This window comes from Komagataeibacter kakiaceti JCM 25156 (genome assembly GCF_000613305.1).
On the sequence record NZ_BAIO01000664.1, the window covers coordinates 1 to 1,080 of the forward strand.

Annotated in this window: 3 protein-coding genes; all 3 read left to right on the forward strand. The window is 66.2% G+C overall.

Features of this window, described 5'->3' with window-relative positions:
- Positions 1-154 precede the first annotated feature (154 nt).
- Positions 155-319, forward strand: coding sequence for a hypothetical protein (locus JCM25156_RS31665; protein WP_242402736.1), 165 nt, complete (start codon positions 155-157; stop codon positions 317-319).
- Positions 320-341: 22 nt separating this feature from the next.
- On the forward strand, positions 342-659 hold the full coding sequence (locus JCM25156_RS31670; protein WP_242402737.1) for a c-type cytochrome: 318 nt from the start codon (positions 342-344) through the stop codon (positions 657-659).
- Between the two features lie 30 nt (positions 660-689).
- Positions 690-1,080: inositol monophosphatase family protein (locus JCM25156_RS25900; protein ID WP_034960830.1), on the forward strand; the 391-nt coding region annotated here is incomplete at its 3' end.

The window sequence follows — 1,080 nt, forward strand, 5'->3', positions numbered from 1 at the left end:
CAGAACAATGGGCTTCATGGGATCTGGGTCTGGGCCATCCGTAATCTGTGGCGGCGGCAGGGGCCGCCCGCTGCCCGGCATGCTTCACACAGCGCGCGGCAGTCTAGGTAAGGAGTGGTCTTCATGCAACCGTATGGGAAGGACACCAGATTCCATGAACAGTGCCAGCCTAAACCAGATCGGGGCGGCCTGCCTCATCGCCGCGCTGGCGGTAGGGGCAAGCTGGGGTGTCGCCCATACGGCGGTGCCGGAACCGCTGCCCGCGAAGCCCGACGTGGCCCATTCCCCATCCGGCGGCGCCGGCGGGGGCTTCCATTGATGATCTTGTAGCGAAAGCCAGCGTGGAAAAGGGACGCGCCATTGCCGAGCGGCAATGCACCATGTGCCACAGCCTCGCCCCGAATGGCCCCTCCTTTATCGGGCCGGACCTGTTTGGCGTGTTCGGCACGCATGTGGGCGATATTCCGGGCTACGAATTCTCCGAGGCGCTGAAGGCGCACAAGGACGAGACATGGACCAACGCGACCCTGTCCGCCTGGCTTGCCGGTCCGTCCGATTACGCGCCGGGCACCAAGATGTCCTTTCCCGGCATCGCGTCGGAAACGGATCGGGCGGATCTGATCGCCTATCTGCGTTCCCTGCATGCGGAAACGCCGTGATGCCCACCCTGCCCGCCGGGTTCGCGCGTGATGACGTGCTGGAGCCGCCATGCGGCGGCCGATGTGGCGCGGACGGTCGTGCTGCCCTTCTTCCGCCGTGGCATCGCGGCGGATGACAAGGGCGACAGCAGCCCCGTGACCGTGGCCGACCGCACGGCGGAACGCGCGATTCGGGCCGTGCTGTCCGAACGCCTGCCCGGTTTTGGCATAATGGGCGAGGAATTCGGCCTTGAGGGTGGAGAAAGCCCCTATCGCTGGGTGATCGACCCGGTGGATGGCACGCGCGCCTTCCTGACCGGACGGCCAACCTTTGGCACGCTGATCGCCCTGTTGCATGGGAACACGCCCCTGCTGGGCGTGATCGACCAGCCGGTTACGGGGGAACGGTGGATCGGCCTGCGTGGTGAGCCGACGCGCTATG